General features: G+C 53.4%; 31 protein-coding genes and 1 riboswitch. All 31 genes read right to left on the reverse strand.

Annotation, left to right across the window (positions count from 1 at the left end):
- Nucleotides 1-6: 6 nt before the first annotated feature.
- Complete coding sequence (locus tag B1748_RS06295) at nt 7-546, reverse strand: redoxin domain-containing protein (RefSeq protein ID WP_087567038.1); 540 nt, start codon at nt 544-546, stop codon at nt 7-9.
- Between the two features lie 90 nt (nt 547-636).
- The gene (locus B1748_RS06300; RefSeq protein ID WP_087567039.1) at nt 637-1,380 is read right to left on the reverse strand and encodes a pseudouridine synthase; all 744 of its coding nucleotides are present in this window, start codon (nt 1,378-1,380) and stop codon (nt 637-639) included.
- 67 nt (nt 1,381-1,447) lie between these two features.
- On the reverse strand, nt 1,448-1,951 hold the full coding sequence (locus tag B1748_RS06305; RefSeq protein WP_373271262.1) for a spore maturation protein: 504 nt from the start codon (nt 1,949-1,951) through the stop codon (nt 1,448-1,450).
- 25 nt (nt 1,952-1,976) lie between these two features.
- Nucleotides 1,977-2,651, reverse strand: coding sequence for a nucleoside recognition domain-containing protein (locus tag B1748_RS06310; RefSeq protein ID WP_087567041.1), 675 nt, complete (start codon nt 2,649-2,651; stop codon nt 1,977-1,979).
- A 96-nt stretch (nt 2,652-2,747) separates the two neighbouring features.
- Nucleotides 2,748-3,833 (reverse strand): D-alanyl-D-alanine carboxypeptidase family protein, encoded by a 1,086-nt coding sequence (locus tag B1748_RS06315; RefSeq protein ID WP_256975552.1) that lies wholly within the window; start codon nt 3,831-3,833, stop codon nt 2,748-2,750.
- A gap of 147 nt (nt 3,834-3,980) precedes the next feature.
- On the reverse strand, nt 3,981-4,481 hold the full coding sequence (ytfJ, locus tag B1748_RS06320; protein ID WP_087567042.1) for a GerW family sporulation protein: 501 nt from the start codon (nt 4,479-4,481) through the stop codon (nt 3,981-3,983).
- Nucleotides 4,454-5,143: a DUF2953 domain-containing protein gene (locus tag B1748_RS06325; RefSeq protein ID WP_179215432.1), complete on the reverse strand. Its 690-nt coding sequence runs from the start codon at nt 5,141-5,143 to the stop codon at nt 4,454-4,456. Before B1748_RS06325 ends, ytfJ begins: the two co-directional genes overlap by 28 nt.
- Before the next feature lie 67 nt (nt 5,144-5,210).
- On the reverse strand, nt 5,211-5,813 hold the full coding sequence (gene scpB / locus B1748_RS06330; RefSeq protein WP_087567044.1) for an SMC-Scp complex subunit ScpB: 603 nt from the start codon (nt 5,811-5,813) through the stop codon (nt 5,211-5,213).
- Nucleotides 5,782-6,564, reverse strand: coding sequence for a segregation and condensation protein A (locus B1748_RS06335; RefSeq protein ID WP_087567045.1), 783 nt, complete (start codon nt 6,562-6,564; stop codon nt 5,782-5,784). The genes scpB and B1748_RS06335 overlap by 32 nt, the downstream gene beginning before the upstream one ends.
- Before the next feature lie 37 nt (nt 6,565-6,601).
- Nucleotides 6,602-7,072 (reverse strand): 6,7-dimethyl-8-ribityllumazine synthase, encoded by a 471-nt coding sequence (gene ribH / locus B1748_RS06340; RefSeq protein WP_087567046.1) that lies wholly within the window; start codon nt 7,070-7,072, stop codon nt 6,602-6,604.
- A gap of 26 nt (nt 7,073-7,098) precedes the next feature.
- Nucleotides 7,099-8,370, reverse strand: a complete 1,272-nt coding sequence (locus B1748_RS06345) for a bifunctional 3,4-dihydroxy-2-butanone-4-phosphate synthase/GTP cyclohydrolase II (RefSeq protein ID WP_087567047.1) — start codon at nt 8,368-8,370, stop codon at nt 7,099-7,101.
- A 37-nt stretch (nt 8,371-8,407) separates the two neighbouring features.
- Nucleotides 8,408-9,073 (reverse strand): riboflavin synthase, encoded by a 666-nt coding sequence (locus tag B1748_RS06350; RefSeq protein ID WP_087567048.1) that lies wholly within the window; start codon nt 9,071-9,073, stop codon nt 8,408-8,410.
- A gap of 17 nt (nt 9,074-9,090) precedes the next feature.
- Nucleotides 9,091-10,197, reverse strand: coding sequence for a bifunctional diaminohydroxyphosphoribosylaminopyrimidine deaminase/5-amino-6-(5-phosphoribosylamino)uracil reductase RibD (ribD, locus tag B1748_RS06355; RefSeq protein ID WP_087567049.1), 1,107 nt, complete (start codon nt 10,195-10,197; stop codon nt 9,091-9,093).
- A 247-nt stretch (nt 10,198-10,444) separates the two neighbouring features.
- A riboswitch (FMN riboswitch) is annotated at nt 10,445-10,630 on the reverse strand.
- A 30-nt stretch (nt 10,631-10,660) separates the two neighbouring features.
- Nucleotides 10,661-11,092, reverse strand: coding sequence for a peptidylprolyl isomerase (locus B1748_RS06360; protein ID WP_087567050.1), 432 nt, complete (start codon nt 11,090-11,092; stop codon nt 10,661-10,663).
- A gap of 53 nt (nt 11,093-11,145) precedes the next feature.
- Nucleotides 11,146-12,477: a diaminopimelate decarboxylase gene (lysA, locus tag B1748_RS06365; RefSeq protein WP_087567295.1), complete on the reverse strand. Its 1,332-nt coding sequence runs from the start codon at nt 12,475-12,477 to the stop codon at nt 11,146-11,148.
- Nucleotides 12,478-12,611: 134 nt separating this feature from the next.
- A complete protein-coding gene (locus B1748_RS06370) occupies nt 12,612-14,312 on the reverse strand; it encodes a spore germination protein (protein ID WP_256975553.1) in 1,701 nt (566 codons plus the stop codon).
- A gap of 46 nt (nt 14,313-14,358) precedes the next feature.
- Complete coding sequence (locus B1748_RS06375) at nt 14,359-14,787, reverse strand: stage V sporulation protein AB (protein ID WP_087567051.1); 429 nt, start codon at nt 14,785-14,787, stop codon at nt 14,359-14,361.
- On the reverse strand, nt 14,780-15,442 hold the full coding sequence (locus tag B1748_RS06380; protein WP_087567052.1) for a stage V sporulation protein AA: 663 nt from the start codon (nt 15,440-15,442) through the stop codon (nt 14,780-14,782). Before B1748_RS06380 ends, B1748_RS06375 begins: the two co-directional genes overlap by 8 nt.
- A gap of 142 nt (nt 15,443-15,584) precedes the next feature.
- On the reverse strand, nt 15,585-16,340 hold the full coding sequence (gene sigF, locus B1748_RS06385) for an RNA polymerase sporulation sigma factor SigF (RefSeq protein WP_087567053.1): 756 nt from the start codon (nt 16,338-16,340) through the stop codon (nt 15,585-15,587).
- A 21-nt stretch (nt 16,341-16,361) separates the two neighbouring features.
- On the reverse strand, nt 16,362-16,808 hold the full coding sequence (gene spoIIAB / locus B1748_RS06390) for an anti-sigma F factor (RefSeq protein ID WP_087567054.1): 447 nt from the start codon (nt 16,806-16,808) through the stop codon (nt 16,362-16,364).
- Nucleotides 16,805-17,158 (reverse strand): anti-sigma F factor antagonist, encoded by a 354-nt coding sequence (gene spoIIAA / locus B1748_RS06395; protein WP_087567055.1) that lies wholly within the window; start codon nt 17,156-17,158, stop codon nt 16,805-16,807. Before spoIIAA ends, spoIIAB begins: the two co-directional genes overlap by 4 nt.
- A gap of 164 nt (nt 17,159-17,322) precedes the next feature.
- Nucleotides 17,323-18,492: a D-alanyl-D-alanine carboxypeptidase family protein gene (locus tag B1748_RS06400; protein ID WP_087567056.1), complete on the reverse strand. Its 1,170-nt coding sequence runs from the start codon at nt 18,490-18,492 to the stop codon at nt 17,323-17,325.
- 148 nt (nt 18,493-18,640) lie between these two features.
- Nucleotides 18,641-19,981, reverse strand: coding sequence for a pyrimidine-nucleoside phosphorylase (locus B1748_RS06405; protein ID WP_087567057.1), 1,341 nt, complete (start codon nt 19,979-19,981; stop codon nt 18,641-18,643).
- Nucleotides 19,982-20,022: 41 nt separating this feature from the next.
- Nucleotides 20,023-20,208: a Spo0E family sporulation regulatory protein-aspartic acid phosphatase gene (locus B1748_RS06410; RefSeq protein ID WP_087567058.1), complete on the reverse strand. Its 186-nt coding sequence runs from the start codon at nt 20,206-20,208 to the stop codon at nt 20,023-20,025.
- A 110-nt stretch (nt 20,209-20,318) separates the two neighbouring features.
- Nucleotides 20,319-21,146, reverse strand: a complete 828-nt coding sequence (locus B1748_RS06415) for a purine-nucleoside phosphorylase (RefSeq protein ID WP_256975554.1) — start codon at nt 21,144-21,146, stop codon at nt 20,319-20,321.
- Between the two features lie 77 nt (nt 21,147-21,223).
- The gene (gene deoB / locus B1748_RS06420; RefSeq protein WP_087567059.1) at nt 21,224-22,420 is read right to left on the reverse strand and encodes a phosphopentomutase; all 1,197 of its coding nucleotides are present in this window, start codon (nt 22,418-22,420) and stop codon (nt 21,224-21,226) included.
- Nucleotides 22,421-22,443: 23 nt separating this feature from the next.
- Nucleotides 22,444-23,337, reverse strand: coding sequence for a site-specific tyrosine recombinase XerD (gene xerD, locus B1748_RS06425; protein ID WP_087567060.1), 894 nt, complete (start codon nt 23,335-23,337; stop codon nt 22,444-22,446).
- A gap of 104 nt (nt 23,338-23,441) precedes the next feature.
- Complete coding sequence (locus B1748_RS06430; RefSeq protein ID WP_087567061.1) at nt 23,442-23,675, reverse strand: DUF4227 family protein; 234 nt, start codon at nt 23,673-23,675, stop codon at nt 23,442-23,444.
- 166 nt (nt 23,676-23,841) lie between these two features.
- Nucleotides 23,842-24,981, reverse strand: a complete 1,140-nt coding sequence (gene ald, locus B1748_RS06435; protein ID WP_087567062.1) for an alanine dehydrogenase — start codon at nt 24,979-24,981, stop codon at nt 23,842-23,844.
- Between the two features lie 236 nt (nt 24,982-25,217).
- Nucleotides 25,218-25,676 carry a ferric iron uptake transcriptional regulator gene (fur, locus tag B1748_RS06440; RefSeq protein WP_087567063.1) on the reverse strand — a complete coding sequence of 153 codons (459 nt, stop codon included), beginning with the start codon at nt 25,674-25,676 and terminating at the stop codon, nt 25,218-25,220.
- Between the two features lie 93 nt (nt 25,677-25,769).
- Nucleotides 25,770-26,393 (reverse strand): stage II sporulation protein M, encoded by a 624-nt coding sequence (gene spoIIM / locus B1748_RS06445; RefSeq protein WP_256975555.1) that lies wholly within the window; start codon nt 26,391-26,393, stop codon nt 25,770-25,772.
- Nucleotides 26,394-26,519: the final 126 nt, after the last annotated feature.

Genomic DNA, 26,519 nt, shown 5'->3' on the forward strand with positions numbered 1-26,519 from the left:
GACCTCCTACAATTGCAGCAAACGCACGATGCGCTTGTCGATATCTTCTTCGGTCATACCGCCGACCACAGCTTCCATCAATGTGCCGTCCGCCTTTACAAAGAACGTCGTCGGATATTGCCGCAGGGCGAAGTTCCGTTCCGTCTTCCGGGCTTCGTCCCTCAAGATGGGATAGGATAGATTGAAACGGTTCAGGAAGTTTTTGACCGTAAGCGTATCTTCGCTAAGATTGATGGCCAGAATCGTCAAGTCCTTATCCTGCCACTTCTTGTATTGACGCTCGAACTCCGGCATCTCCTTTACGCAGGGCTCGCAAAATGTACCCCAGAAGTTGATGACGACGGGCTTGCCGGCATAATCCGACAGAGAGGTTACACCGCCTTCCATATTGGCAAGCGAGAATTCGGGAGGCCGTTCTCCCGGTTTCAGGAACCCGCTTCCCCGCTCCGCAAACAACGTCGTGCCGATTGCGTATCCCCCGACGATCAGAACTGCGGCGAGAATAACGACTTGCATCATTTTCCGCGATTTTTTTGTCTTTGCCATTATGTATAATCACCACCAATTGCGAGTTCTTGAGTCAAGGACTACATTTCATTATAACGAAAAGTCGACGGCAATTACCGCCGCCGTCGTTTACTTTTTATGAACTTTATGTGTCTTCATCGCCGCTGTTTTAAGTTCTTCGATCTCTTTCGGCGTTAAGTGCCGATACTTGCCTCGACCAAGCGTTTGGAGCGTCAACTCGCCGAAACGGACGCGTCTGAGCCGGATGACTTTATGATTGATAGCTTCGAACATTCTGCGCACCTGACGATTGCGTCCCTCATAGATCGTAATGGTGATCGTCGCTTCGTTCTTCTCCGTGTCGACATCGTGGTATTCGACTTCCGCAGGCGCTGTCATGCCGTCCTCCAGCTTAATTCCCTTCTGAAGCTGCTCCAATGCGGTACCGTGCGGCACGCCCTTAACTGTGGCATGATACGTCTTAGGCACATGATGCTTGGGGTGGGTCAGCAAATTCGCGAACTCGCCGTCGTTCGTAAGCAGCAGCAAACCTTCCGTATCGTAATCCAGCCGGCCGACAGGATAGACTCTCTCCTTGATGCCGGGCAGGAAGTCGGTCACCGTCTTGCGGCCTTGAGGATCCTTGGCGCTCGTTATGACGCCTTTCATTTTGTTCATCATCAAATAAATCTTCTTTTCGCCTTTAATCGGCTTGCCGTTAACGACGATGCTATCAACGGCAGGATCGGCCTTGACGCCTAATGTCGTCACTTTTTCGCCGTTCACCTCAACCGCGCCGGATAAAATGAGCTCCTCGCACTTTCTCCGCGAAGCAATGCCTGCTTGGGCCAATATTTTTTGTAAACGTTCCAATGCTTTCACCTCACTCCCCATCATAACGATTACGGGAGCAAAGTACAAGCTTCGTACCTAATTACAATTAGCCGAACAGATACAGGCAGATTAGAATGGCCGCAAAAAAACCGACCGCATCTGAAAACAATCCCACCTTAAGCGCATATTTCGTGCGGCGAACCGCAACGGCTCCGAAATAAACCGTCAGGACATACAGAGTCGTGTCCGTGCTGCCTTGAATCGTAGACGCTATTCTGCCGATCATGGAGTCCGGACCATGTGTAGCAATGAGGTCTGCCGTAAACGCGAGTGAACCTGCTCCCGTAAGCGGGCGGAGCAAACCCAAAGGCAATACCTCGCTCGGTACTCCAGCCATATCGAATAATGGACGAACGGCAGAAAGCATAAGCTCCATCGCGCCTGAAGCCCGAAACATACTGATCGCGACCATCATGCCTACAAGATGAGGAATGATGGCTATCGCCGTTCCGAAGCCGTCCTTGGCCCCATCGACAAATGTCTCATAGACGGGGATACGTTTGCGAAGCGCCGCATATAGCGGAATAAATACGATAATGGCGGGAATCATCCATATAGACAGATTGGAAAATACGTCATACAATTCCTCCACCCCCGATACCATCAGATACGGAGGCTGGTTTTGCTGCATTTGTTTGTTTCTTGTTATGTATGGCAGGATTAGCGGGCGGCGATGAAGATCGGCTTCTGTACCAACGATCGGCCAGGATAGCCGCTCCCGTCGCAATTGCGGTTGCCACGAGCGTTGTACCTATGATTTCCGCGGGATTAGCGGAATCGTAATTCATTCGAATGGCAATGATCGTCGTAGGAACAAGCGTAATACTGGATGTATTAAGCGCAAGCAACGTACACATGGCCGGCGTAGCCGTATCCTTGTCGGGATTTAGCTTCTGCAGCTCCTGCATCGCCTTGATCCCCATCGGTGTAGCCGCATTGCCGAGGCCGAAAATATTAGCGCTCAGATTGCTCATAATATACCCGATTGCCGGATGATCCTTTGGAACATCAGGGAATAACCAGCGCACGATTGGTCCCAGCAATCGCGCCAGCTTTTGCAGCAGTCCGGCATCTTCGGCAATGCGCATCATCCCCATCCAGAACACCATAATGCTTATAAGGCCAAAGCTGACTGTCACGCCGGACTTAGCTCCTTCGAAAGCTGCCGCCGTCACTTCGTCCATTCGTCCGTTAACCGCAGCAACCGCAACGCTAGCCACGATAAAGAACAACCAGATCCAATTCACCAAAGCGCAAAACCTCCCCATGCTTCCTGCTTCCGCCATGTCTGCCCGTCAAGCCGTTCTCCCTCCAGCCCGACAGGCGGCGACACAACTTTTCTGCATCTATTTTTTTGAACTCAATCGGATGTCTCCAGGTTCGTATACCGGTACGGAACCGATCGTATGTCCTCCCATCTGAAATTCGAGAAGCCCTCTTTCTCCGAGCGCATAATCCATGCTTGTCGGATCTGCCAACGTAAGTTTTGTATGAATGGAATCCCGTTCGTTCTCTTCAAGCGGATAGCGGAACGTCCCCCCAAGCACATAAGGATATCCGGCAACGGCTTCACCTTGGCTTGCGATTGTCTGAAGTGGATAATATTGAAATCCCCAGTCCAGCATATGGCTGTGATCGTTCCAGTCATCACCGTCATTAATTGTCACGGCCGCGAGCTGCTGCCCGGCGCGTGTGGCGGAGCTGACAAGGCATCGGAACGATTTTTTGGTATACCCTGTTTTCACTCCGTCCGCCCCTTCATACAAAGTGAGCATTTTGTTTTTGTTTTTCCAGGCATAATTCCAGCTGTCGTGAGGGTTCGGCACCTGCTTGACCTTCGTCCGGACGATCTCAGCGAAATATTGGTTTTTAATCGCGTAGGCCGTCAGCTTGGCAAGATCATTGGCCGAGGAATAATGGCCTTCTTCGTCCAATCCATGCGGATTTTTGTACGAGCTGTTAGCCAGACCCAGCATTGCCGCCTTCTCGTTCATCAAATGCACGAATCCTTCTTCCGAGCCGCCGACATGCTCGGCAATCGCCGTAGCGGCGTCATTTCCCGATCGAAGCATGAGTCCGTACAGCATGTTGTGCAAGGTCATCTCTTCTCCAAGCTGCAGATAAATCGACGAGCCTTCCTTGCCGACTGCACGTTTGGGCGTCTTCACCATATCATCCAAATTGCCGTGCTCGATTGCGACGATAGCCGTCATAATTTTCGTCAAGCTTGCAATTCGCATGGGCGTATCGCCATTGCTGCTGTACAGAATCCGCCCCGATGCGACGTCGATCAAGGCGGATGCTTTTGCATTCGTCTCGATGGACGGCACGGCCATTGCTTGATTTGCGGGCATGATGACCATGGCAGCCAGCAGAGTACAGACTAACAGTACGACGGTATACCGCATGTAACTTCGTATACTTCCAATCATTTTTGTATGGACTCCTCCCGTTGCGAACGCTAAGATGCCGGAATGGACGAATTCCTTCCTCGGCATAGTATATGCTTGTACCCTCATGGGTAGACGGGCCATATGACGTCAAAAATAGAAAAACTGCCCTTTCGGGCAGTTCTCCGATTAACCGTTATAGGTCGTCGTATCTTTTACGTCATCGAGGATAGCCGCGGCGGTATCCCCAAAATCCACACTCGCGTGCGTCTGATGGTTGTTACGCTTGACCATCGTCTGAATTTTGTCAAAAACGCCCGGCGCCGAATCGATAATACGTTCCATGAGATGGGTTTGGTTGTCGAGAGGCACGATTTTGACCCCGTGCGTACCGACTACGAGAAATGCGATCGGCGTAATCGATACGCCTCCGCCGCTCCCGCCGCCAAACGGCATCGCGACTTGCGCATTGTGCGCATCCTTGCCGGCATTGCTGTTGTTGTGCTCGTTCGAATCCAAGCGAATATCGCTGCCGCCGGCAACGAAGCCGAAGCCTACTTTGCTGATCGGCATAATAATGCTGCCGTCCGGCGTCTGAACCGGATCCCCCACAATTGTATTGACGTCAACCATTTCCTTGATATTTTCCATAGCGGTTTGCATTAGGCCTTGGATAGGATGTTCTGCCATGCTTTGACGCCTCCTTTCGATTTCTTCATGCGATGCAGCAGTTGCAGTCCGGCAAGGATAGCATAACCGAACCGGATTTGAGCTATGCACGACCATTCGGTAGCGAATGCGGAACGGTTGAAAAGCGGATTGACCGTCATGACGGGCTCCGCCTTCAATTGAAGGAATTGCGACAAGACGCCAAGCACCGAAGACTGCACAGACCAGACGACGCCGGTAGCCATCGCCGTCCACATCGCGTCGCCTGTCCCGATTGACGTCGACCAATTCCATTTGGTCAGTTCGACCTTCGTCATCGTTTTTCTGAGCCAGCCTGTCAAATCTCTCGTTAATTGAAGCACCTGCTTCATCTTCTCGATGGAGCTAACGACCTTCTCCGGGTTTATTTCGTCGTTATATTCCTTCCAAGTGCCGCGTCCAGCATGCTGAGTGCTGAATTCCTCCTGAACCTTGATGGCCAATCCTTCCAGCTTCGCTGTGGGAATTTGATATTTGAATTTGATCAGGCCGAATAACGCTCGGATTCGCACTTCCGCATCGTCATTGCTTCCAATTCGTTTCGCATGCGCTATGATAATAACCCGGGAAGCGCACACCGTTATCGTCAGCAAAGAAATCAAAAAGCCGCCGGCCGCTATCCAGCCATAAGGGTGAGAAAACATGACGCCTTCCTCCGTTCCCATATACAGGCTTAAAATAGTATTGGCCTTAGCGGCTGGTATTCATACTTTAATCTTTTAATTCCTCTATCGTCATCTGTCGTCCGTCCAGACGTTCGAACAACATTTGTGTCTGCTCGTCCAGCGCATCGTCGATATCGACATGCTTCGGCTCTGGAAGCTCTTTGATAGAAGGCAATCCGAAATAATCAAGAAATGACTTCGTTGTGCCGTACAGGATCGGCCTGCCGATTGCTTCCGCTCTTCCGACCTCCTCGATAAGATCCTTCGAGACAAGCGATTGAATGGCTCGATCCGTCTTAACGCCCCGGATTTCTTCAATATCGATCCGAGTAATCGGCTGGCGGTAAGCGACGATCGACAACGTCTCCAAAGCTGCTTGCGACAGCTGCGAGCGGGTTGGCGTATAGGCCATACGTTCGAAATATGGCGTATGCTCGGAGTTCGTCGTCATGCGAAAGGCGCCGGCAACCTCCGTTATTTGGATGCCCCGCTCTTCTCTCTCCAGGTCACGCTGCAGATCGTAGACAAGATCTGCGGAAAATTCCGCATCCAGCTCCATAATATCGGACAATTGGCGCTTCGTAAGTCCCTCGTCCCCTGCCATAAACAGCAATCCTTCAATAATCGACTTCAATTTCTGAAAATCCATCGTTCTCTGCTTCCCCTCTCCAATGAATAACAATATCGTCGAAGAGTCCATGCTGGAAGCAGCGAATATGCTTCATCTTCATGAGCTCCAATATCGCCAGGAAAGTGACGACGATTTCGTGTTTGTCCATATTCTCCCTGATCAGCTTGGAGAATCTTACCGTTTCGAATTGCCTGAGCACTTCGACGATATCACGAATACGATCCTTGACGGATATCTCGTCCCGTTGAACAGTCGCAATGACATTGCGCCTTGCAGCCTTGCGCAGCGCTCTCTGGAACGCTGCGACGAGATCGGATACATGAAGGCCTTCCAGCGGGTTAACCTTGACCTCGGTCAAGAACGGCGTCATATCCTCGGGCTCCCGGGAGAAGACGAGACTGCGCTCGAATTCCTTCTCGCGCAGCTGCTCCGCGATCTGCTTGAACTTCTTGTATTCGATCAGCTTTTGAATAAGATCATCCCTGGAATCGATGCCGTCGTCCTCATACCAGTCGCCATAATCCTCTTCGAAAACGGGAGGTTTCGGCAGGAGCTGCTTGCTTTTGATAGCCAGCAATGTTGCGGCCATGACCAGAAATTCGCTGGTCACCTCCAGCTCCAGCTCCTTCAAGGCGTGCAGATATTCCATATATTGCTCGGTAATCTCGCTGATGGAAATTTCGTGGATATCGATTTCCGACTTGTCGATGAGATGGAGGAGCAAATCAAGCGGTCCCTCAAACGATTCAAGCTTGTAAAGCACGGACACTTGCGTGACCTCCCCAACAATTGCAGCTGCTGCTGTTTTAGCCTTGCAGCTGTTTAGTCAAATTCGCCATCTCCACGGCCGATACTGCCGCTTCGTAGCCTTTGTTGCCTGCCTTCGTGCCCGCACGCTCGATCGCCTGTTCGATGGAATCCACCGTCAGAACGCCGAAGATCGTCGGTACGCCGGTCTTAAGCGCAATGGAAGCTACGCCTTTGGCTGCCTCATTGCACACATAGTCGAAGTGCGGAGTGGACCCGCGGATAACCGCGCCAAGTGTAATGACGGCGTCGTATTTACCGCTTTCGGCCATCTTTTGAGCGATAAGCGGAATCTCGAAAGCTCCAGGCACCCAAGCCACTTCAACATCGTCTTCGCCTGCGCCATGGCGTTTGAAACCATCGAGCGCTCCGCTTAGCAGCTTGCCGCTGATGAATTCATTAAATCTGCCTACGACTACTCCATATTTTAACCCTTGCGATACTAAATGTCCTTCATAAATTTTCGCCATTGTTTTTCGCTTCCTCTCGATTTCGATTATGAGATGTTTCCGGACGAATCAACGCCTTGTGTCCGAACCGCGTGCTGTTCCAGTCCTTCTGGGCGCAGCAGATGTCCAAGCTTCGCCTTTTTCGTCCGCAAATAATCAAGATTGTCCGCGCTCGCTTCCATCTGGATCGGCACTCGCTCCACGACTTCGATGCCGTAGCCCTCCAAGCCGGTAATCTTGCGTGGATTGTTTGTAAGGAGCCGCATCTTCGTAATGCCAAGATCTCTTAAAATCTGAGCGCCAATGCCATATTCCCGCAAGTCCGGAGCAAATCCCAGCTTAATATTCGCCTCCACGGTATCGAACCCCTGCTCCTGCAACGCATAAGCTTTAAGTTTGTTAATAAGGCCAATGCCCCTGCCTTCCTGGCGCATGTACAGAAGCACGCCGCTGCCGGCAGCATCGATCTGCTTCAGCGCCGCCTCCAGCTGAGGTCCGCAGTCGCAGCGATGCGAATGGAAGACATCGCCCGTCAAACATTCCGAATGCACGCGTACAAGCAAAGGTTCGCCAGGCTCGATCTCGCCTTTTACAAGCGCGACATGTTCCTTGTCATCCAGTTGATTCGTATAAGCAATAGCCCGGAATTCGCCGAAGTCGGTAGGCATCCGAACATCCACAACCCGGTCTACCAGCTTCTCTTTCTCATTGCGGTAACGGATCAGCTCCTGGATCGTGACAAGCTTAAGTCCATGTTTGTTCTTGAATTCCTCCAGATCCGGCAGTCTGGCCATCGTTCCATCTTCCTTAATAATTTCGCAAATAACGGCTGCCGGGCTTGAACCGCTGAGCGTTGCCAGATCGATCGCCGCTTCGGTATGACCGGCGCGGCGAAGCACGCCACCAGCCTTCGCAATAAGGGGGAAAATATGTCCCGGCCTGCGGAAGTCCGAAGCGCGCACCGAAGGGTCAATCAGCGCCTTGACGGTCAACGAACGTTCATAAGCCGATATGCCCGTCGTCGTCGAGTTATAATCGACCGATACGGTAAAAGCCGTACCGTGATAATCTGTATTATGCGTGACCATTGGCGGGAGATCAAGCTCTTCCGCTCTTTCCGCCGTAATTGGCACACAGACGAGACCGCGCGCTTCGCTAATCATAAAGTTGATAACTTCGGGAGTCGCCTTATCGGCAAGCGCGATCAAATCGCCTTCATTTTCCCTGTCCTCGTCATCGACCACGATGACGGGACGTCCCTGCATCAGATCGGCTACCGCTTCTTCAATGGTATTGAATATGCTATTCTCTCTATTCATCGGTTTCACTCCTTTTGGGATGAAGCTGAACTCTCATTTATATAAATCCGTGGCGGCTTAAGTATTCAGTGGAAATACGGGATGACGGAGCCGCTGCAGACTTCTCGGCGTTGCGATTGTGAAGCAAATGATCTACATACTTGCCGATAATGTCGGTCTCGAGATTGACGTTGTCACCAGGTTGCCGGTGAGCGAGCGCCGTCTCGGCCAACGTGTGGGGTATAATCGAGACGGAAAATCCGTCGCCGTCCGCTTCTACAACCGTCAAGCTGATGCCGTCAATCGTTATGGAGCCTTTAGGAATAATGTATCTCATCAAATCGCCCGATTTCGCTTCAATGCGGAACACGACGGCATTGGCATCGACTGTTCTGGAGGTTACCTTGCCCGTTCCATCGATATGTCCCTGAACAATGTGTCCACCGAATCTTGAGCCGACGGCCATGGCCCGCTCCAGATTGATGGGATCTCCGGGCTTCAACAAGTGCAAGGTCGACTTTCTGTACGTCTCCGGCATCACATCCGCCGTAAACGAGGTCCTGTCGTACGACGTAACGGTTAAACATACGCCGTTAACCGAGATGCTGTCGCCCAGTGCAGCCCCTTGCGTCACGATCGAGGCGCCGATCGTCAGCATCATGGCTTCGCCCTGACGGTAGACGTTTTTCATTCGTCCCACTTCTTCAACCAATCCGGTAAACATAAGCCGCATCTCCTCTCCTACCGTTTGTACACGGGATAACCCTTAATCACAATATCGCTGCCCGCCATCTCAACCGACATTCGTTCCAGCTCGATGGCATCGCTCATATGTTCACGGCCCTGGAATCGGAAGCTTTGCGGCGCTTCATCGCCGCCGATCAGTTTCGGAGCCATATATAAAATGATTTTGTGTATCAGCTCCGCTTCCAGCATGGCGCCGTTAAGCTTGCCTCCACCTTCCAGCAAAATCGAGCCGATATCCCTCTCCGCCAGCTTGCGCATGCCGATACGCAGATCCACGAGAGAGCCTGTGCCGCAAGGAATAACCTCTACGCCTTCCGCCTCCAGAAGACGCCGCTTCTCCTCGTCGCAGCCTTCCGCAGCGAGCACGATCGTCCTTGCCGTTTTGTCGGCAACGATGCGGGCGTCCAGCGGTAACGTCAATCTGGAATCGACGACGATGCGGGCGGGATGCAGACCCGTCACAGCCGTTCGGGTAGTCAATAGCGGATCATCCGCAACCACCGTGCCAATGCCGACCATAATGCCTTGATGCTGATGCCGCAGCAAGTGTACCTGTTCTCTGGCGACGGGGCCCGTCACCCATTGACTATGTCCCGTTCTGCTCGCTACGCGTCCGTCCAATGTACTGGCGGTCTTTAGCGTCACAAACGGCATGCCTGTTGTAATAAAGGCATTGAACTTCTCGTTCATTAACGTCGACTCCGCTTCCAGAAGTCCGACATCCACCTCAATGCCGTGTTCGCGAAGTCTCGTTATGCCTCTCCCTGCAACCTTGGGATTAGGATCAGTTGCCGCAACGACGACTCTTGCCGCCTTGGCCGCGATAATGCGGTCGCAGCACGGCGGCGTTTTGCCATGATGGCTGCATGGCTCCAGCGTGACATAGACGGTCGAACCCTCCGCCTCGCCGCCTGCCATCGCTAGCGCATGTACCTCTGCATGGCCCTCTCCGCGGCGAAGATGGGCGCCAAGCCCGACTATGCGGCCGCCTTTTACAACGACGCATCCGACTACGGGATTAATTTCGGTTTGTCCCGCCGCCTTGGCGGCAAGGTCGAGAGCAAGTCGCATATAATATTCATCGTTCAGAACATCCAGCATGTATGCAAAAAATCCCCCTTCCGGCATCGCTTGCCGACAGGAGGATGTGAGAAAAGACAGAAAAACTACGACGAAATAAGGCCACGGACTATCGCATTTCAAGCCAATTTCGTACATGAGCGCAAGCGGACATGTACAAATAAGCCAATACGAATACACCCGTACCCTTAATGTTTATCTGCCTAATAGACACCTTTGTGAAATGATGCACAAAGGTGAGCATTTAAACAGACAACAAATGCCGAAGCTTCTCCTTCTCCCATCCAGACTATACTGTCGGTCCCGGATTTGCACCAGGTCCACCGTTCCGTTCTCTTGCGAGATTCGGCCCGGGTCACGGACTGACGGAGGCGGGAAACGAAGCCGTATAACGACTTGTTCCCTTCTCCCGATCACCGCCGGTTGGGAATTTCACCCTGCCCCGAAGGAAAGCTGATTACATTAAGTTAGTGACATCTTAACACTAATCGTTTAAAACTTCAACCTTTTCCATTTTGTCTCCGCCTTTAAGGGCGTCCACATGTTCCATGCCTTTGGTTACTTTGCCGAAAACCGTATGGCCGCCGTCCAGATGCGGCTGCGGCTGGTAGCAAATATAGAATTGGCTTCCGCCTGTGTTACGGCCTGCATGGGCCATCGCAAGCGTGCCGCGCTCGTGTTTGTTCGGGTTGATCTCGCAGTTGATTTGATAGCCAGGGCCGCCTGTGCCGTTGCCAGTCGGGCAACCGCCTTGCGCGACGAAACCGGGGATGACGCGATGGAACGAAAGACCGTTATAGAAACCTTCGTTTGCCAATTTCTCGAAGTTGGCTACCGTATTGGGTGCATCCTGGTCGAACAGCTCCAATTGGACCTCTCCGCCGCTTGCCAATTTGATTTTTGCTTGTTTTGCCATGATTGTCATCTACCTTTCTTATTCCGTATATGACTACGTTACCAATTCCGTCCTTATTTCGCAAGGGGGGATTTCTGCAGTCTTGCCGGAATAACGTCGTTGCATACGATATTATCAAGCGATTCGCGCTTTACAACGAGGTCCGCTTCGCCGTCTTTTACGAAGACGACGGCCGGACGACGAATCCGGTTGTAGTTGCTTGCCATGGCGTAATTGTAGGCGCCCGTGCAGAATACCGCGAGCAAATCGCCGCTTTCTGCCTTCGGAAGCTCCAGATCCCAGATCAGCATATCGCCGCTCTCGCAGCACTTGCCCGCGATGGATACGGTCTCCTCAGCCGCTTCGTTAGCACGGTTTGCAAGAACCGCCTCGTAGCGGGATTGATACAGTGCGGGACGCGGGTTGTCCGTCATGCCGCCGTCAACGGCAATGTATTTGCGCACGCCCGGAATGTTTTTGCTTGTCCCAATTGTGTACAGCGTCGTGCCTGCATCGCCAACCATGCTGCGGCCAGGCTCTACCCAGATCTCCGGCAGCGGGAAGTCGGCTGCGGAGAAATTGGACTTGATCGCACCGGTAATGGCTTCGACGTATTCGCTGATCGGCAGCGGCGTGTCGCCATCGACGTAACGGATGCCGAAACCTCCGCCCAGGTTAATCACCTTGAACGTCAGCCCCAGCTCGGAGCGAATGGATACCGCGAACCCGGCAACCTTGTCCACTGCCATGCGGAAGCCTTCCACCTCGAAAATTTGGGAACCGATATGTGAATGTACGCCGAGCACTTCCAGGTTAGGAAGGGCGACCGCTTGCTCGATGGCTTGCTTTGCCGCGCCATTGCCAAGATCGAAGCCGAACTTGGAATCCTGTTGTCCCGTCGAAATATAGTCATGCGTATGCGCTTCTACGCCCGGCGTAATGCGAAGCAGAATATTTACCTTTTTGCCCTTCTCGCCTGCTATGGCGTTAAGCAGAGCAAGCTCGTGGAAGTTGTCCACAACGAAGCAGCCGATCTCGGCGTCGAGAGCCATCTCGATCTCGTCCGGCGTTTTGTTGTTGCCATGGAAGTGAATGCGATGAGCCGGGAAGCCGGCTTGCAGCGCCGTATACAACTCGCCGTCGGACACGACGTCCAGCGACAAGCCTTCCTGCTCGGCGATGGAGCACATGGCCATGACGCTAAACGCTTTGCTGGCGTAAGCGACCTGGAATTTAAGTCCCGATGCTTTAAATGCTTCTACGTATTCTTTTGCGCGCTGACGAACAAGCGTCTCGTCAACGATATATAACGGGGTGCCGAACTCCTTTGCCAGATCGGCAACGTCACGCCCTCCAATTTCAAGATGGCCATTTGCGTTAATTGTGCTGGTACCATGCAGATACATATTGTTTTCCCCTCGTCTTTCTCCGCCGCCTTGCTTGCCAGCGGATATGATTTGCATCTTATGGCATCAGTATAACGCAAAACGTTGTTGTCCGAAATGGATAAATACGCATTTCATTTGTATTTTTTGGGCTTCTATTCCGTACTGGGCATTTTATTGATCTGCTTTGGCCTTAAAATATTGGGACGTTTGCGGTTATAGAGCAGCGGCTGACGGAAAATAATGTTGAGCATCGCCTTTGCGTCAAAGGGAATGATCGGCCACATGTACGGACGGTTCATGGACCGTTCGATCGTCAGCAGAAGCACGATAATTGTCGTGCTGACGACAAGCCCCGGCACGCTGAAAGCGGCCACGGCCGCCAGCAGCACTAGCCGCACGATCCGGTTCGCAAGTCCCAGCTCATAGCTTGGCGTGGCGAACATGCCTACTGCCGCAATCGCCATATATAGAATGACCTCGTTCACGAATACGCCTGTCTTTACTGCGATGTCCCCGATCAGGATGGCCGCTACGAGCGACATCGCGGTGGCCAGGGAAGAAGGGGTGTGGACGGATGCCATACGCATGAGATCTATTCCGATTTCGGCCAACAAGAACTGGACGAACAGCGGTATTTTGCCCATCTCGCTTGGCCCCAGAAACTCCAGCATGGCAGGCTTGTATTCGGGATGCAGGACGAACAGCAGCCATAACGGCAGCATAAACAGCGACGCGAAAACGCCGGCGAACCTCACCCAGCGAAGGTAAGTACCTATAAACGGCGTCTGGCGATTTTCTTCGGCATGCTGCATCAGATCCGTATACGTCGTGGGAAGCGTCATGACGGATGGCGACGTGTCGACGAATACGGCTACGGCTCCCTCGAGAAGATGCGCGGCGACGGTGTCCGGCCGTTCCGAGTAACGCACCAGCGGGAAGGGGCTCCAGCCCCGCTTGATGGTCGCCTCCTCCAACTGCTTGTCCGCCAGCGGCAAGCCGTCCACCTTGACCTTGGAAATCTTATCCTTGATCGACTCCAGCAGCTGATTGTCCACGATGTCATCGATATAGGCAATGCAGACATCCGTCTTCGTTCGCTCGCCGATTTGGATCAGCTCGTAACGAAGCTTGGGATCGCGAAGCCTCCGCCGGACAAGCGAGATGTTGACCATCAACGTCTCGATAAAGCCGTCGCGGCTGCCCCTTACGACCTTCTCCAGCGAAGGCTCCTCCGGACCGCGCGCGGGAAGATTCTTCGCATCGATCTTAAGCGCTGTAGTCTCGCCGTCGATAAACAAAGCGGAGCCCCCGGCAAGAACGCTGTTGACCAGCTTGTCCCAATCCTCTTCCCTGTCTACCTGTGCGGCAGGGACATAGAGATCCACGAAGGCATGCACCGCATCGCTGCTTAGATCGTCTGGATGCAGGTAAGAGAGCCGCTTGAGCACTTCTGTCAGCAGATCATCCTTGGACAAGCCATTTAGGCAAAATAATGCCGTCCGTCTCTCTCCGAAGGTCATTTCCCTTACGACGATATCAAAGCTTGTGCCGTAGCCGACATCCGTTTTAAGCTTCTCCAGCACTTCGTCCAGATGTTCGGGGATGGGCTGGTTTGACGTTTCCTGCTCATTCCACTTGCGACCACCCGCACTGGTCACTTCGCCATTGTCAGAGATTTCATCATGGCTCTCCGGGCCTCCGCCTGCCTGCCGATCCTCTTCCCCCTCCTCCTGCTGTCGCGAACGACCTGCCGCAGCTTCTCCTTTGTCATCCGACAAAAACGCCATGACTTCTTCAGAGCCTTTATCTTGACCGTCGAACTTTTCATTGTCCATATTCGCCACTGTTCTCACCTCGTCCTTATCCCTCTGAAATATTACCGCTTCAGCTGCTCTCGAATTACCATTGGAACACCAGCCAGTCGAACAACGAGCCAACTGTTTTGCCGAGCACCATGGCCATCACAAGGCCGAACATGTAGGCGGATAAACCAAGCCGTTTAGCCAGAATAGGCAGTACATTTATGACCTCCGTCAGCGCGGCAGCAAGCATCCCTACAAACATCCCGTCAAGGAGTCCGGATCCCGCCAGAGCGAATGCGGACGGCAGACGCAACTTCCAATCCATAAAGTCGGCGAACGTCCAATACAGCGAGCCGCACACGATCGCCGTCTCGAACCAGATTGACAACCGGAACGCGCGGGACAGCTGCGCAAGCCGGGGCACAAGATCGAACACGATAAGCAGAGCCACAAGCCCGCTCCCTACCGCAAGCCCTCCCGCGACCCCCAGGACGGCGATAAATAGATTTTCCACTGCCCTAATCATTGCGAACACCGCCTCCGCCTTTGCGCATCTGGTCATAATCGGCCTGCTTGCGGATCTCGTCTGCAATGACATAAGCATTCATATTCTCCTGATACATGTACAGCTCTACTTCCAGCGGGTTTGGTTCCTCATTGAACCTCTTGCGGAAAATGTGGTTGAAAAACAGCACCATCCCGAGACCAATGCCTAGCGAATACGGGATTTGGAACCATAGCGGGTGCTCCACCCGTTCGCCCGTAATAAGCTCGACGATCCGGATATGTACCTCCCTCATGCTGACATCCGTGTGAAAGTTCATGATCGCAAGACCGGCGCCAAAAAAAAGCAGCAGCCAGGACAGCACCAGCATGAGATATCTCGGCTTGACCGGTTTGTCCGCTACCATGATCAGCACTTGAGGGTCTCCATAGGCCTCCACCGTGACGTTCTCTAGCTCGCTGCGTATTTTTTTGACGATCTGCAGGAGATCGATGACCACCCGATTTCCGTCGCTTTTGCGGTGATCGTAGAGCGGAAGCTCGGCCAGCTTGCTCGCCACCTCGTCCTTGTCCGTAAGCAGCCGGGCGACTTGCCCCAACGTGACCATATGATTCGGCTTGATGTATATTCTTTTTTTCAATCGCAGATAGATAACGGATTGGACCTTCTCGCCCATCTCTGGATCATCCCTTCTGCATAAACAAAATCTTGTTATGCTGTTTTCAACGTTAGTATGGGACGCGAAGGATTAGGATACTCAACCAATTTCAAACAATATTGCAGGCATGCGCCTTTAAATCAAAAAAGGAACCAAACCGCTATTGAGCGATTTGGTCCCTGATGGACTGCAATATTTTTTTCTCCAGCCGCGATACTTGCACTTGCGAGATGCCGAGCCTGCTTGCGACCTCGGATTGCGTCTTGTCCCTATAATACCGGAGGAACACGATTAGCCGTTCGCGCTCGCTAAGTCCTTCGATCGCTTCCTCGAGAGCAAGCTTATCGAACCAGCGCTCTTGCGAGTCGTCGGCGATTTGATCCATCAGCGTGATGGGATCGCCGTCGTTTTCGAACACGGTCTCGTGAATAGAGGTCGGAGGTTTGTTCGCCTCCTGCGCGAATACGACATCCTCCGGCGTAATGCCGAGCGCTTCCGCCACTTCGCCGATCGTCGGAAGCCTGCCCATCGTCTTCGACAGCTCATCCTTCATCTTGCGGACCTTGTTGGCCGTCTCCTTGAGCGAGCGGCTTACCTTCAGCGTTCCATCGTCCCGCAGGAATCGCTGGATTTCGCCGATAATCATCGGCACCGCATAAGTGGAGAACTTGACGTCGTACGACAGATCGAACTTGTCCACCGACTTCAGAAGTCCGATGCAACCGATCTGGAACAGATCCTCCGGCTCGTAGCCGCGGTTCATGAAGCGTTGCACGACGGACCACACGAGGCGTATATTGCAGTTTACCAACGTGTCGCGGGCAACAGAGTCGCCGGATTGGCTAAGCGCGATCAGTCGTTTGACTTCGGCATCGTCAAGATAGGGCTGGGCTGATTGCTTCATATCTGCTTTCATGAGGCTGGGCCTCCCTATGCGCTAGTTATAGAGCGCTTTTTTTGATTCGATCCGCTTGACCATCGCCACCCGGGTTCCCCCGTCGACTCGGCTCGCTACTTCGAAATGGTCCATAAAATTTTCCATGATTGTAAAACCCATTCCGGAACGCTCGAGCTCCGGCTTCGATGTGTACAATGGTTGACGTGCCAGCTCTACGTCCTCAATGCCGTTTCCTTCGTCCGATACGATAATGGAGACGGTATCCCGCTCGATGCTGGCTTCAATCGTGACTTCGCGCGACGAATCGTTGTCGTAGCCGTGAATGATCGCATTCGTGACGGCCTCGGACACGGCGGTCTTAAGATCGTTCAGCTCTTCAAGCGTCGGGTCCAGCTGGGAGACGAAGGCCGACACTGCGACGCGGGCGAACGCCTCATTCTCCGAACGTGCGCTGAACGTCAGCTTCATTTGGTTGCTCCCTGTCATGACACCACCTCCAAAGACGATATCGCGTTCCTCTCGTTGTCGTGAACCGATATGATTTTGAACAACCCGGACAGCTCGAACAACCGCTTTACGCCGGGATTGATGTCGCAGACGACCATCTTGCCGCCCTTGCTCTTCACTTGCTTATAGCGTCCCAATATGACGCCGAGTCCCGAGCTGTCCATAAATTGCAGCTCTTTGAGGCTAAGAATGACATGATTCACTTGGTCTTTCAGGAGAGCTTCCTCCATCTTGTACCGCACGACGTTAGCCGTATGATGGTCCAGCTCGCCGTATAGCCTTACAATCAACACGTTGCGGTAATGCTCCAACTCGATTTGCAGACTCATGTACGCTCCTCATCTCCCTCACAGTCAATCTTGCATAGATGCAATCGCCGAGATAGAACAAGGGATTCAACAGCAGCGCTTCGGATTCCTGCATGCCGACAAAACTAGAAGATTACCGCTACAAGCTGACAAATAGCGCGGAGCGCGGCTTCCGCAATAAGATATTAATTGCTGAACAGACTGGAAGCGGAACGTTTCAGCATCTTCCACCAATTCGCCTTGCCCACATCCTCCGGCGAAGTGATGGCAAACTCCTTCAGCACTTGATCTCCATCGTAGACGACCAGCTTGCCTACAGAATCTCCAGCCGCTACAGGCGCCTTGACGACATCGTTAAGCTTAAGCTCGTAACGTATGTTGGCCGTCGGAGTGCCCTTTTTCAATAACACGCTATAGGACCGATCCGCCACTAGGGGCAGCTCGGACTGCATGCCCTTGGCTACCCGGAGTTTGCCGATGCCGTCGCCCGCTTCGATGACGGGATAGTTCATATATTGCGCGAAGGAATAATCGAACATCTGGGAAACTTCAACGTTGCGATGCTTCGTCGTGGGTTCGCCCATTACGACTGCAATAATCCGCATGTCGTCGCGCTTCGCGGTAGCGGAAAGACAATATTTCGCTTCGCTTGTATAACCAGTCTTAAGTCCGTCGGCGCCGCTATAGAATCGCACGAGCTTATTCGTGTTGACGAGCCAGAAGGGCTTCTCGGAATCCTTTCTCAAATAGTCCTGGTAAAGACCCGTGTACTTTGTCACTTCCTGATGTTTAAGCAGCTCGCGCGACATAATGGCGATATCGTGAGCGGACGAATAATGACCCTGTACAGGCAGCCCGTTCGGATTGACAAAATGGGTATCCTTCATGCCGAGCTCCTGAGCCTTCGCGTTCATCATCGCCACAAAGTTCATCTCGGTCCCTGCTAGCTTCTCGGCCATAGCGACAGACGCATCGTTGCCGGACGCAAGCGCGATTCCCTTAATCATGTCTTCGGCCGACATTTCCTCCCCTTGTTCCAGGAAAATCTGCGAGCCGCCCATCGAAGCCGCGTATTCGCTTGTTCTTACTTTGTCGGTCAGCTTAAGCTGACCGTTGTCGAGCGCCTCCATAACGAGGAGCAGCGTCATGATCTTCGTAATACTGGCCGGGGGAAGCTGGTCATGGCTGTTTTTCTCAAAGATGACCGTGCCGCTGTCGGCATCCATCAAAATCGCGGAGCGGGCGGATGGCGCCAGATCGATATGCGGAGCCCCTTCCTCCGCGGCGGCAAAGGTCGGCAGCGCAAGTGCCGTAGCTACAGTTAGTGCAAGAATGGTGACGAATCTAATTTTCAACGTCAGGTCCCTCCTGGATGATTGTCGGTACTATTTTCCTTTTCAGTGTTAACCTTCTTGCAGGAAATTATTCCTATATGGGCGCGATGACGGAATTCAAAAAAACCGCCAATCGGCAAATGCCGATCGGCGGTTCCATGTCCTCGAATTAGTTGCCTTCCGCAAGCCTCATAACGCCTTCTTTGGTCACGACGGCTAACAGGAGCGGTTTTACACTCGGCTGCTCCGATTGGATGCTGTACGCGGCTTTCACCCTGTCTACCACGCTTGCCGTTTCGCCATTCTCCTCACGGATATGAAGAGTAGCAATCGGCTCGCCTTCCGTCACTTCATCGCCGACCTTCTTGACGATAACGAGACCCACCGCATAATCGATGGCCGCGTCTTTTGTCGCCCTGCCCGCGCCAAGCATCATCGCTGCAAGTCCAAGCTGCTCCGCATCGATGGCTGCCACATAACCGCCGATCGGCGCAAGCACCTGGATACGCGCAGGCGCTGCAGGCAGCCTCTCCGGATGATCGACAACGGAGCCGTCTCCGCCTTGCGCTTCGATAAAAGCTTTGAATTTCGCCAGCGCTTCTCCGTTATTAAGGCGCTCCCGAAGAAGTTTCTTTCCTTCTTCGATAGTGGAAGCCGCGCCGCCAAGCACCACCATATGAGAGCCTAACGCAAGACAAAGCTCCGTCAAGTCCTCCGGTCCCTGACCGCGCAGCGTCTCGAGCGCTTCCGCCACCTCAAGCGCATTGCCGATCGCGAAGCCCAGCGGCTGATCCATATCGCTGATGACTGCTGCCGTATCGCGTCCAACCTGCGTCCCAATCGCAACCATAGCTGCAGCCAGCTTCTCAGCATCCGCCAGCGTCTTCATAAACGCGCCGCTGCCAGTCTTTACGTCCAGCACGATCGCATCCGCGCCAGCCGAAATTTTTTTGCTCATGACGGAGCTTGCGATAAGCGGTATCGACTCTACCGTTGCCGTTACATCCCTAAGGGCATACAGCTTTTTGTCCGCGGGCGCCAGGTCGCCGCTCTGACCGATAACGGCCAGCCCAAGATCGTTCACTTGAGCGATAAACGTCTCCCGATCCAGCTCCGTACGGAAGCCTGGAATGGATTCAAGCTTGTCTATCGTGCCGCCGGTGTGGCCAAGGCCTCTTCCCGACATCTTGGCAACGGGGACGCCCGCAGAAGCGACGAGGGGACCGATAATTAGCGTTGTCTTATCGCCGACGCCGCCTGTGCTGTGTTTGTCCACCTTGACGCCGCGAATTGGCGACAGGTTCACCATGTCGCCGGATTCAGCCATAGCCATCGTCAATGCCGCGGTCTCATCTTCGGTCATGCCTTGATAGAATACGGCCATAGCCCATGCAGACATCTGATAATCGGGAATATCGCCGCTGCTATATCCTTTGATCAGGAAGGCAATCTCTGCGGAGCTCAGCTCCCCGCCATTCCTCTTTTTGTGTATACAATCCACTGCCCGCATAACGGCCTCCTCCAGTATCCATGCCCGTATGTTGCCTTGCGTCAGCTCGATCTGGAAAATTCGCGGCTTTTGGATTGCGACAGCCTCTCCGATTGCACTTGGACGATAATTTCATCAAGCGTCTGGCTTAAAACCAGCACGTCTTGATGAAGAAGGTCCTGTTCGATCAGCGCCGTCTCCACCATCTCTCCGCGAAGCCTCTCCAGCTCCAATAACAGCTTGTCCATGACGTTGTCCACTCCATCTTTCTGTAATCATGGACATTATACGACGAGCGCAACGAAAAACACTGTCATAATGAGTCGAGCGAATTATTACAATTATGTTACAATCCCGCTTACATTTTCGAAATCAACGATGTCACAAGTCCCAGGAACCGGGACTTGACTCGTTCCGCCGTCTCCATCACTTCCTCGTGGGACAGCGGCTGGTCCAGAATTCCGGACGCCATATTCGTAATGCAGGAAATACCGACCACTTCAATGCCGGAATGGCGAGCCGCAATCACTTCGGCGACCGTCGACATTCCGACGGCATCCGCGCCAAGCGTGCGAAGCATCCGGATCTCGGCCGGCGTCTCGTACGATGGACCCAGCAGTCCGGCATAGACACCTTCTTTCAGCGCAAAGCCCTGCATGGAAGCAATTTCCTTCGCAACTTCACGCAGCCGTTTGCTGTATGCTTCCGACATGTCTGGAAAGCGCACGCCGAGCGAATCGTCATTAGGTCCGATAAGCGGATTGCGACCCGTCAGGTTAATATGGTCGGAGATCAGCATCAGGTTGCCCGAAGCGAAGTCCAGATTAATGCCTCCGGCCGCATTCGTTACAAGCAAAGCGCGGACCCCCAGCGCCTTCATTACGCGTACCGGAAAAGCCGTAAGTTCCGGGCCGTAACCCTCGTACATATGGAAGCGGCCGCGCATCAATACGACGATTCTGCCAGACAAGCGGCCGATCAACAGCTCGCCGGCATGTCCCTCCACGGTCGAGATCGGAAAGTGGGGAATGTCATGGTACGGGATGACGACCGGCTCCTCCAAATGGTCGCCCAGCACGCCAAGACCGGAGCCCATAATAAGCCCGATCTCCGGCGACAACGCCGTCTTCTCCCGGATAAAAGCTGCAGCTTCCGCAATATGTGCGTTCATTAGTTGATTCAACATGTTTACTTCCCCTTCCAGTTCATGGTTGTCTCGTATAAAGAAGCCGGACGGCTGTTTGCATTCCGCCTTCCAGCAGCTTATTCGGCGGCGGTTTCGGTCACTAGCTCGGACAAAAAGCTGCGCCCGCTCGGCGGAGCTATAACACCAAAATTATCTGCGATTGTCGCACCAAGGTCTGCAAAGGTCGTCCGTACCGGCATGGCGCCGGGCACGCGGAACGCCGGACTGTAAGCCAGTATCGGCACATACTCGCGCGTATGATCCGTGCCGGGATGAGTGGGATCATTCCCGTGATCCGCCGTAATGACGAGCAAGTCTCTTGGCCCGATCTTGCTCTTTAGCTCAGGCAGCGCAGCGTCAAATTCCTCCAGCGCGGCCGCATACCCTTGAGGATCCCGCCGGTGCCCGAACAACGAATCGAAATCAACGAGATTCGTGAACAGCAGACCGCTAAAGGACTCGCCCATCGCGTCGATCGTTCGCCTGATGCCGTCCGCATTGCTCTTCGTCGGCTGAGAGGACGTTATGCCTTCACCGTCGAAAATATCGTTGATCTTGCCGATAGACCGCACCTCGAGTCCACCGTCCTTGAGCGCGTTCAGTACGGTTGGCTGAGGCGGCTTCACCGCATAGTCATGCCTGTTCGGCGTTCGCTTGAACTCGCCTGGCTGTCCCACATAAGGTCTGGCAATTACGCGCCCGACGGTGAACCGCTCGTCCATCGTCAGCTCCCTAGCGATCTCGCAAGCCCGGTACAGCTCCTCCAGAGGGATAACTTCCTCATGCGCGGCGATTTGGAATACGCTGTCTGCCGATGTATAGACGATCCATGCGCCCGTCTCCATCTGCTCCTCCCCCAGCTCGTCCAGTATCTCGGTCCCACTTGCGGATTTGTTCCCGATGACCTTCCGTCCCGTTCGCTCCTCAAACGGACCGATAAGTTCGGGAGGGAAACCGTCAGGGAATGTTTGGAAAGGCACGGTCAGTCTCAGCCCCATGAGCTCCCAATGTCCGGTCATCGTGTCCTTGCCGACGGATACCTCCGCCATCTTGCCGTAATAAGCCTCGGCTGGCTTGCCGGCTGGCGACCAATCCGCGATGGGCGCAATTCGGTCGAGCCCCATTGCCCTTAGATTCGGCAATGAAATGCCCGGCACGACGCTTGCGATATGACCGAGCGTATGGGAACCGGCATCGCCGAACAGTTTGGCATCCGGCAGCTCGCCGATCCCTACGCTGTCCAGGACAACAACGGCAATTCGATCAAATTTCATAGCTTATGTCCACCCTCTCTATGTCAGGCTCTTGGATGCGCTCCCTGATAAACATCCTTAAGCCTGTTCTTGGCGCTTTGCGAATATTTTAAAGTCGTGGCGATATCGGCATGTCCCAGCAGCTCCTGCACGGTCCTGACGTCCGCGCCGCCCTCCAGTAGATGGGACGCGACGGAATGCCTTAACGTATGGGGCGTAATCTGCTCCTCGATTTGTGCTTCCTTGCCGTATTTTTTGACCATCTTCCAGAAGCCTTGTCTCGTCATTCTCGTCCCCAGATGATTCAAAAACAAGGCAGTGCCGTCGTCCCGCCCGGTCAACAGCGCATCCCGTCCTCCTTCGGCGAGATAGCTCCTAATGGCTGCGTCGGCATGACTGCCATATGGAATGACGCGCTCCTTCAAGCCGCTCCCCGTACACTGAATGTACCCCAGTTGCAGATGGACATGCTCGATGTTAAGCGCCACCATCTCCGACACCCGGATACCTGTCGCATACAGAAGCTCTAACATAGCCTTATCGCGTTTGCCGGAGGCATTGTCCGTCTTGGGCGAATCCAATAAAGCGGTCGTTACATCAACAGACAGCACTTGGGGAGCCCGTTTCTCCAGCTTGGGAGACTCCAGATACAGCGACGGATCCCGCAGGATTTTGCCGTTTAGCAGCAAGTGATGAAAAAAAGCACGCACGGCAACAACGCGGCGAGAGATCGTAGCCGCCTTCAATCCCTTTTCTTTCAACCGGTGCATATACGAAGCCAGGTGCTGACGCTGCACCGATTCCCAGGCGCCAATGCCATTTTCCTCGCAGTAAAGATAACAAGAATGGAGATCCCGTTCGTAAGAGGCTACGGAGTTCTTGGACAATCCGCGTTCATCCTGCAAATAACGTATGTAATGTTCCAATTGAGCTTTCAAGTCGTGACTTCCTTTCGCGCTTACAGCTTCGTGCTGGCAACATTATGCTGCTATGACCTTCATGACATTCCACATCCGTCCTGCTTTTTCCTTCTTTTCGCTTCTTATTCGCCATACCAGTAGAACCAGCGAAGACGGTTGGCGGAATTGCCGTGCTCCGGCGAAGAGGGAACCTGCTGCAGCACCTTAAGGGCGTCGCCTTTGGGTTTTTGGTAAGGATGCAAGGGCGAGACGACATCCAGCAGCCAGCGGTATCCGCCAGAAACGATCACAAGCAGCACTGCGAACAGGACGACAAAGAGCATCCGGCTAAACCAGCTTTTAAACGATATTACCACAGGATCGGCCTCCTTCGTACGAACGCCCCCATGCGCGCAGTTCCGGCGTCAGCCTGGCTCTATTTTTGCAGGGGCTGTTCGTACCACCTTATGAGGAGGCTTATCCGATTATGCCGACTCTTAAAGTGCGAGTTCAAAAAGTTCGGCGGACTTTTTGAACAACCTCTTAAGGATCGAGCCGGTCGTATGATATGCTGTCCAGCCACTTGTCGATCTCAGTATAAGGAATGCCCGTGGCGCTAGCTACGGCTTCATTTAGCAGCTTCCCGGCATGGGTATTAACGCCTTTCTGCAGCGGCACGCTTCGTCTGATGGCTTCCCAGCCGCTGTTCGCAAGCTCCAGAGCATATGGCATCGTCACGTTCGTAAGGGCGAATGTAGAGGTTCTGGGAACCGCTCCGGGGATATTGGCAACGGCATAATGAATAACGCCGTGCTTAACGTAAACAGGGTCGCTATGCGTGGTTGGACGGTCGACGGTAGCGATCGAGCCTCCCTGGTCTACGGCGACATCAACGATGACGGAACCCTTTTTCATGCGTTGAACCATCTCCTCCGTCACCAGATGCGGCGCTTTGGCGCCTGGGATCAGCACGGCGCCGATGACGAGATCCGCATGACTGACAGCATCCGCAATATGGAGCGGACTCGACATAAGCGTGCGGATTCGGCTGTCGAACACTTCGTCCAGGTAGCGCATCCGCTCCGCGCTTCGTTCGATAATGATGACATTAGCTCCCAAACCCAGCGCCATCCGGGCCGCATTTGTGCCAACAATTCCGCCGCCTATGACTACAACCTCCGCTGGTGGAACACCCGGCACGCCGCCGAGCAGTACCCCACGGCCTCCATAGAAGGATTCCAGGAATTGCGCCCCGACTTGCACCGCCATGCGCCCCGCTACTTCGCTCATCGGCACAAGCAGCGGCAGACTGCCGTTCGGCAGCTGGATCGTTTCATAAGCGATCGACGTAACGCCGCTATCGACAAGCGCCTTCGTCAGCTCCGGCGCCGCCGCCAGGTGCAGGTAAGTGAACAGCATCAGTCCCTCGCGGAAATACTTGAACTCTTCCTTCAGAGGTTCTTTTACCTTCATGACCATGTCCGCTGCCCAAACTTCTTGCGGCGAATCCATGATTAATGCGCCTTCCCGCACGTAATCCGCGTTCAGAAATCCGCTGCCCTCACCCGCATTCGTCTCGACGAGGACTTCATGGCCGGCTGCCTTTAGCATCGTCACTCCTGCAGGGGTAAGCGCTACGCGGCCTTCGCTTTGTTTGATTTCCTTCGGCACACCGATCTTCATCCCACATCACCTCCTGTACATACTTCCTCAAGCGTACCATATCCAGCGCGGGCTTAAATTATGTAACTTTGCCAAGAATGACAGGTCAATTACGGAGAAATGGAGAAAACTTAATCTTTCCTGGAATTGAAAAAAACCTCTATCAGGGCCATGGTCCATTTTGCTTTTCGCGGCCGCGTCCAGAGGTATAGTTGAAAAAAGACTCCTGCATCCATGGCTGGATGACGAAGCCTCCGTTATTCATTCGGTTGGTTGTTCTTCTCCTGGCAGCGTCTGCAGACACCCTGGAAGTCAAGTCGATGGTCTGCAACGGCGAACCCGTATTCGCGCTCCAGCCGTTCTTCAAGAGGCAGCAGCCAATCTTCCTTGATCTCTTCCATGCTTCCGCATTGTACGCAGATCAAATGATGATGGTGATGCTTGCTGTTGTCCGCCCTCAAGTCATATCGGGCTACGCCGTCGCCAAAGTTCAATTTCTCCACGACATGCATTTCGCTCAGCAACTCCAGCGTCCGGTATACGGTAGCCAGACCAATCTCCGGCGCCTTATCCTTTACGAGCATGAAAACATCCTCTGCGCTCAGATGATCTTCTTCGTTCTCCAGCAATACTCTTACTGTCGCTTCGCGCTGCGGGGTTAGCTTGTAGCCCTGCGATTGTAATTGCTGCTTTATAGTCTCGATCCGGGCTTCCATGGTTTCCCCCCTGCCAACATGTCGCATCCAGTTTACGGAAACGTCAACTACAATTATATGGGGAATACCGTCAGAAAGTCAAACGTTTCTCTGTCAAATGATGCCGTTTGGTGGTGGCAGGTAAGCGGAAGCCCAACCTATGATTACGGGTGACAAATACGCCTCGAACAACGCGGAGCCGGCGAATAAAAATAACATGATCATAACAGTCGATGTAAGCATGCCAAGCTGGGGCAGAAGCTCACCTTTCTGCTGCTGGAGCAGCAGCCTGTGCTTCACGACGTAGACGGCAAAGGTAATCGCCGCCGCACTGGCGATCATCATGGCTGGCACGGCAATGACATTTTGCGGCGCTACGGATAAAACAAAAAATACAATTCCTTTCCAGCCGTATTGCTGTACCAGAACGCCTCCCGTGAAACCAATCAGCGTTCCCTTGAGGAAATTAAGCGCCAAGATGCCCGGAACCCCGATAACGACGATGCCCAAAATCCAGATCAGCATAACCCACTTGAAGTGAAACCAGAATCGGTCCCAGAACAGCGTTTCGGCGCTTGCATCCGCCGTTCCGTCCACCGATAGCACATAGCGGTTGATCTCTCCTGCCAGCTCTTGCTGCTGCTCCAGCGTCAAAGCCCCGACAATCAAAGCGCCGAATACGGCGCCGACTACAAATAACACCGCTACGAAAATATATAAGTTCGTCCTGTATTTCAAGGCCGCGCACCCCATTCTCCATAGGAAAGAATAAACCCTTCCGACTTCGAAAGGGTTGTCTCTTTATTCTTATGAAAGCATTGGACAGCTTATGCCGGGCAATAGAACGAACCGTCATCATGCTGA

Source organism: Paenibacillus sp. MY03, assembly GCF_002165585.1.
GTDB lineage: Bacteria > Bacillota > Bacilli > Paenibacillales > Paenibacillaceae > Pristimantibacillus > Pristimantibacillus agaridevorans.

Bases quoted from the DNA above. Each gene is read 5' to 3' on its own strand.
- ribH (WP_087567046.1), bottom strand. From the start codon at position 7,072: ATGGCGAAAATTTATGAAGGACATTTAGTATCGCAAGGGTTAAAATAT.
- lysA (WP_087567295.1), bottom strand. From the start codon at position 12,477: ATGTATCTGCATGGTACCAGCACAATTAACGCAAATGGCCATCTTGAA.
- scpB (WP_087567044.1), bottom strand. From the start codon at position 5,813: ATGGATTTTCAGAAATTGAAGTCGATTATTGAAGGATTGCTGTTTATG.
- B1748_RS06410 (WP_087567058.1), bottom strand. From the start codon at position 20,208: ATGGACAAGCTGTTATTGGAGCTGGAGAGGCTTCGCGGAGAGATGGTG.
- spoIIAA (WP_087567055.1), bottom strand. From the start codon at position 17,158: ATGAGTCTGCAAATCGAGTTGGAGCATTACCGCAACGTGTTGATTGTA.
- ald (WP_087567062.1), bottom strand. From the start codon at position 24,981: ATGAAGATCGGTGTGCCGAAGGAAATCAAACAAAGCGAAGGCCGCGTA.
- B1748_RS06305 (WP_373271262.1), bottom strand. From the start codon at position 1,951: ATGATTCCCGCCATTATCGTATTTATTCCGCTATATGCGGCGCTTCGC.
- fur (WP_087567063.1), bottom strand. From the start codon at position 25,676: ATGGAAGCCCGGATCGAGACTATAAAGCAGCAATTACAATCGCAGGGC.
- B1748_RS06295 (WP_087567038.1), bottom strand. From the start codon at position 546: ATGGCAAAGACAAAAAAATCGCGGAAAATGATGCAAGTCGTTATTCTC.
- B1748_RS06415 (WP_256975554.1), bottom strand. From the start codon at position 21,146: ATGTTGAATCAACTAATGAACGCACATATTGCGGAAGCTGCAGCTTTT.
- spoIIAB (WP_087567054.1), bottom strand. From the start codon at position 16,808: ATGACAGGGAGCAACCAAATGAAGCTGACGTTCAGCGCACGTTCGGAG.
- sigF (WP_087567053.1), bottom strand. From the start codon at position 16,340: ATGAAAGCAGATATGAAGCAATCAGCCCAGCCCTATCTTGACGATGCC.
- B1748_RS06345 (WP_087567047.1), bottom strand. From the start codon at position 8,370: ATGAATAGAGAGAATAGCATATTCAATACCATTGAAGAAGCGGTAGCC.
- deoB (WP_087567059.1), bottom strand. From the start codon at position 22,420: ATGAAATTTGATCGAATTGCCGTTGTTGTCCTGGACAGCGTAGGGATC.
- B1748_RS06360 (WP_087567050.1), bottom strand. From the start codon at position 11,092: ATGGCAAAACAAGCAAAAATCAAATTGGCAAGCGGCGGAGAGGTCCAA.
- ribD (WP_087567049.1), bottom strand. From the start codon at position 10,197: ATGCTGGATGTTCTGAACGATGAATATTATATGCGACTTGCTCTCGAC.
- ytfJ (WP_087567042.1), bottom strand. From the start codon at position 4,481: ATGGCAGAACATCCTATCCAAGGCCTAATGCAAACCGCTATGGAAAAT.
- B1748_RS06375 (WP_087567051.1), bottom strand. From the start codon at position 14,787: ATGATTAGGGCAGTGGAAAATCTATTTATCGCCGTCCTGGGGGTCGCG.
- B1748_RS06350 (WP_087567048.1), bottom strand. From the start codon at position 9,073: ATGTTTACCGGATTGGTTGAAGAAGTGGGACGAATGAAAAACGTCTAC.
- B1748_RS06315 (WP_256975552.1), bottom strand. From the start codon at position 3,833: ATGATTGGAAGTATACGAAGTTACATGCGGTATACCGTCGTACTGTTA.
- B1748_RS06405 (WP_087567057.1), bottom strand. From the start codon at position 19,981: ATGCGGGCAGTGGATTGTATACACAAAAAGAGGAATGGCGGGGAGCTG.
- B1748_RS06380 (WP_087567052.1), bottom strand. From the start codon at position 15,442: ATGGGCGAGAAGGTCCAATCCGTTATCTATCTGCGATTGAAAAAAAGA.
- B1748_RS06325 (WP_179215432.1), bottom strand. From the start codon at position 5,143: ATGTTTTCTCACCCTTATGGCTGGATAGCGGCCGGCGGCTTTTTGATT.